Origin of the sequence: Desulfosalsimonas sp. (assembly GCF_046483245.1) — a bacterium.
Taxonomy (GTDB): Bacteria; Desulfobacterota; Desulfobacteria; order Desulfobacterales; family Desulfosalsimonadaceae; genus Desulfosalsimonas.
In genome coordinates this window covers 1-4,164 of record NZ_JAWODO010000095.1, presented here as the reverse complement: position 1 = coordinate 4,164, position 4,164 = coordinate 1, and the positions used below count along the sequence as shown (strand labels likewise).

Below are 4,164 nucleotides of genomic sequence, written 5' to 3'. Positions count from 1 at the left end.
ATCCCATCGGTCTCCTGTGGGGTGTCCGTAAGGAACCCTTGAACGAATCGCAGATCGATATTCTCGTTCCTCAGCTGCATTCCTTTGCCAAAAGCATATCCACGATTATTTCCCTCGAAGTGACGAAGAAAAAGCCGGATATCCCGGCAATCAGAAGAACGATTGAAAAAATTGACACCACATCACTCATTAAAAGCCTTTTATACCGCATCACTGAGCATGTGAACTTCGTCAATGATAAAAATCTTATATGGGCTGGAAGAGGGTTTGTATTTGGCGGTTTCCCGAAGTTCCCGGACGTTTTCCACTTTGTTGTTGGAGGCCCCGTCGATTTCAAACACATCAGCAGCACTGCTGGTGGTAATTTCCCGGCAGGAGGGGCATTGGTTGCAGGGCTTGTCCGTGGGGCCGTTATGGCAGTTCACGCATTTTGCCAGGATCCGCGCAACAGTGGTTTTGCCCGTGCCCCGGGGGCCGGAAAACAAAATGGCGTGAGCCAGGCGCCCGGTGGTGACTGCATTGGCCAGGCTGCGGGTGATATGGGCCTGACCGATGACATCGTCAAACTGCTGTGGACGGTATTTGCGTGCAAAAACCAGATAAGCCATGCCGGCGGTGCCTCCAATCCCTGCTTGTTGATGCGTGCATCATCCCTGTCATTGACCGCTTCTGGAAATACCGGCATTTGCCTTGGATTGTCTCTACATGCCGGCGGATCTCGGCGGTAACAGCAAAAGCAGAGATGATGGGGAAGGGTTCTTGTCGATCAGTGCCTTGTTTCCCGGCATAAAAAGTGGCGGAGAGAGAGGGATTCGAACCCTCGGTACCCTTGCGGGTACACACGCTTTCCAGGCGTGCACCTTCAGCCTCTCGGTCATCTCTCCGCTGGCACGTTTTTTATAGGAGCCCCTTAAAAATTATTTTTCCTTAAATACCAAAAAGCAAAGGGGCTTTTCGTCCCGGCAGGAAACATCACCAGGCCGGCCCCGTCATGCAGTGGGTGTTATACCCGGCCTTTGGGTGGTTGTCAAGGAATCTGGTTTAAAAAGTTGCAGATCCTGGAAATGAATTCCGACTGGTATTCATGATCCCGCATTTCTCCGGATGAACTGCAACCGGTTTCCGGTCTTTCTGGCATTTCCTGCCGTATTTTTGTATAATCGCTTTGTCTTTTTTTGCACGCGGGCGGGCAGACAAGAAATAAAAAAAAGCTGAGGAAAAAACATGGCCGGGCTATTGGAATCAATGTATGTCAGGTTTCTGGGCAACACGCGGATTGCCTTTAAGATTGTTTTTGCAGACGGTACCAGTTATGCCCATGGCACCGGGCCGCCGGCTTTTGTGATCCGGTATAAGACAAAAAAAGCCCAGTTGAATTCCATGCTGTTTTTCGGATGGGGACTGATCGAATCCTACATTGACGGCGGTGTAGACATAGAAGGGGACTTAAAAGCCCTGATTCGCGCAACCGCTGACAATGAACCGCCTTTAGCGCAAACCGCCAGGCAGACCCGTATTTTCCATCCCCTTATCCGGATTCGCAACTTGTGGCACGAACTGCTGTTTGGCAACCGGAAAAGCAGCCGGGGCGTAAAAAACGCTCTGGCCCACTACAACCGCGGATCGGATATTTTCTGGCAGTACCTGGATCCCACCATGACCTACACCTGCGCATACTGGAAAGAAGGCACCCAGAGTCTGCGTCAGGCCCAGGAAAACAAGCTTGATCATGTCTGCCGGAAACTGTGGCTCAAGGAAGGCGAACACTTAATCGACGTGGGCGGCGGATGGGGTTCGCTGCTTTTTCATGCGGTAAAAAATTATGGAGTGATTGGCACCAACTTAAGTCCCACCATGGACCAGAACCGATGGCTGGTAGACAAGGCCCGGCAGGAGGGCATTGCCGATAAAATCCGCGTCCAGGAAAGTGACTTCCGGCAGGTGTCCGGCACATATGACAAGTATGCCTCCCTGGGGGTTTACGAACATGCGGGAAAAGGCCAGCTTAAGGACTGGATCCGGTCCATGGCGCAATGCCTGAAGCCCGGGGGAATCGGCCTGCTGCATTTTATCGCCCATGACCGTCCCATGGACACGGACTTTTTTATCCGGAAACATATTTTCCCCGGCGGATATCTGCCCGGTCTGACTGAAACCATTGATTTAATGGCAGTCCACGGTCTTGAAATACTCGATATTGAAAATCTCCGCCGCCACTATGCCCTGACCCTGGATCAGTGGGCTGCAAGGTTTGATGAAAACTGGGCCATGATCAACAGCTACAATCCCAAGCTGTTTGACGAACGCTTCCGCCGGACCTGGCGGGCCTATCTTCATTCCTGTGCCGCGTTTTTCCGGACTCCCAATTCGGTGCTTCGGCTCTACCAGATTACTTTTTGCAAGGGAAACACCACGGATTACCCAATGGACAGGGGTTTTCTTTACAGCTAATAGCTGCGGACGGCAAAGATTGATTTACCGCTTGTGCCGGATGGTCATGGGATCTGAAGGGGCTGGCTTGTCATGCCAGGGCATGTGCTTCCGGTAATACAGGCGCATGGCTTCAAAAATAATTCTGGGCATGGTGAGATGCGGCATGACCGGATGGCGCAGCAATAGCCCGAGGTGGGCCGCCCGGGTCAACTCCCGGCCCTTTGCCTGAAAACGGGCCTCAAAGATTTTTTCACCTTCCCGGACCAGATGGATGGCCAAATCTATGGTTTGACCCGGCAGGGTGCAGAAAAAATCGTATCGGCCGCTCATGTTGTTAAAAGGCGATACGTGAAAGGCTTTTTCAGCGGTATATTGCCGGATTCCCGGGCCGGACGTGTCCGGGGCCGAGGGCTTGGGCAGATACACGTGCCGCTCTCCGTAAGTGTTGCTCACCTCGGCTGCCAGGCAAACCACCTCGCCCCGGCGGTCAAAGCAGTAATAGAAGCAAACCGGGTTGAAAATATAATGAAAATACCGCGCAGAGGTGATCAGCATAACAGTTGCCACCTGTGCCCTGTCGGCTTCGGGCAGCAGCTCCAGAAGCTTTTCCTTTATGCAGCCCGGTCTGTTGTCCAGGTAATCGGCGTCATTGATGGTTGCGGGCCGCAGCCGGTTGTAGCCGAAAAACAGCAGTTTTTTGTCCAGCAGGGGCAGTTCATCGATGTCAATGCCGTACATGTAGACCGGGTATTGAAAATGATGATACACTGGCAGATGACGGGTATGTTCCACAAAGCCTGTATAAATCTTCGAATTCATAGTTCAATCCCGAAATCTTTACCAACGGCCGCAGCCGACATCACCGCGTCTTCATGAAAGCCGTAGCGGAAATAGCTGCCGCAAAACCAAGTGTTGTTGACCCCGTTTAAGCCGGGCAGATCCGCCTGTGTGGCTGCAGCGTCTTTGTCAAACATGGGATGTGCATAATTGAGATCCGCAATCATATGGCCCGGCTCTATGGGATAATCCGGATTCAGGGTGACGCAGTAGTGATGTTGAGAGGCCAGCTGCTGGAGCTGGTTCATGTAATAGGTCAGGGTTGCTGGACCGCGGGCGGCTTTTTTCGCCCCCTGCCTGTAATTCCAGCAGCCCCAGACCGCCTGCAGGGGAGGAAGGCAGCTGGTGTCCCGATGCAGAATGACCCGGTTTTGGGCATACTGCCAGGCCGAAAGAAGCTTTGTCTCGGCATCAGAAGGATCTGTCAGCATTGCCAGGGCCTCGTCTGCATGGGCGGCGATCACCACCTTGTCATGGACCGCTTCTGCCCCATCGGTCCATATGCGCACGCGCCTGTTTTCACGGGCGATTTTCCGGACGGGACGATCCGTGTAGACCGTGCCGGAAAACGTTTTCAAAAACGCCTTGACATACTCATGACTCCCCCCTTTTATCGTATACCACCGGGGCTGGCCGAAAAAGGAGAGCAGTCCATGGTTTTCAAAGAACCGGCCGAACGTCTCGGCCGGAAAATCGAGCATATCCCGCTCGCCGGTGGACCAGATGGCGGCACTCACAGGCGTGACGTAATGTTTGGCCAGCGCCTCGGAGAATCCGGCCCGCGCCAGATATTCACCAAGGGTCAAACCGCGCAGGCGATTTTGGGAAAGCCACCGCCAGGTCGTCCGGTTGAACCGGTCGATTTCGAAGAGGAGTCGATAAAAAGACGGCCGC

At 53.3% G+C, this 4,164-nt stretch carries 4 protein-coding genes and 1 tRNA gene; 1 reads left to right on the top strand and 4 read right to left on the bottom strand.

The window, feature by feature from the left end:
• Window positions 1-200 precede the first annotated feature (200 nt).
• Window positions 201-608 (bottom strand): AAA family ATPase, encoded by a 408-nt coding sequence (locus tag R6U41_RS08580; protein ID WP_410269421.1) that lies wholly within the window; start codon window positions 606-608, stop codon window positions 201-203.
• 186 nt (window positions 609-794) lie between these two features.
• Window positions 795-884, bottom strand: a tRNA-Ser gene (locus R6U41_RS08575).
• A gap of 340 nt (window positions 885-1,224) precedes the next feature.
• Between R6U41_RS08575 and R6U41_RS08570 the strand changes: the two genes are divergently transcribed.
• Entirely contained in the window at window positions 1,225-2,451 is a 1,227-nt protein-coding gene (locus tag R6U41_RS08570; RefSeq protein ID WP_410269420.1) for a class I SAM-dependent methyltransferase, read from the top strand.
• 24 nt (window positions 2,452-2,475) lie between these two features.
• Here the strand turns inward: R6U41_RS08570 and R6U41_RS08565 are convergent, their stop codons facing one another.
• Both R6U41_RS08565 and R6U41_RS08560 read right to left on the bottom strand, forming a co-directional pair.
• A complete protein-coding gene (locus R6U41_RS08565) occupies window positions 2,476-3,252 on the bottom strand; it encodes a DUF1365 domain-containing protein (protein ID WP_410269419.1) in 777 nt (258 codons plus the stop codon).
• Window positions 3,249-4,164 (bottom strand): NAD(P)/FAD-dependent oxidoreductase (locus R6U41_RS08560; protein ID WP_410269418.1); only part of this gene is annotated, 916 nt, incomplete at its 5' end. The genes R6U41_RS08560 and R6U41_RS08565, both read right to left, overlap by 4 nt.

Bases quoted from the DNA above. Each gene is read 5' to 3' on its own strand.
- R6U41_RS08580 (WP_410269421.1), bottom strand. From the start codon at position 608: ATGGCTTATCTGGTTTTTGCACGCAAATACCGTCCACAGCAGTTTGAC.
- R6U41_RS08565 (WP_410269419.1), bottom strand. From the start codon at position 3,252: ATGAATTCGAAGATTTATACAGGCTTTGTGGAACATACCCGTCATCTG.
- R6U41_RS08570 (WP_410269420.1), top strand. From the start codon at position 1,225: ATGGCCGGGCTATTGGAATCAATGTATGTCAGGTTTCTGGGCAACACG.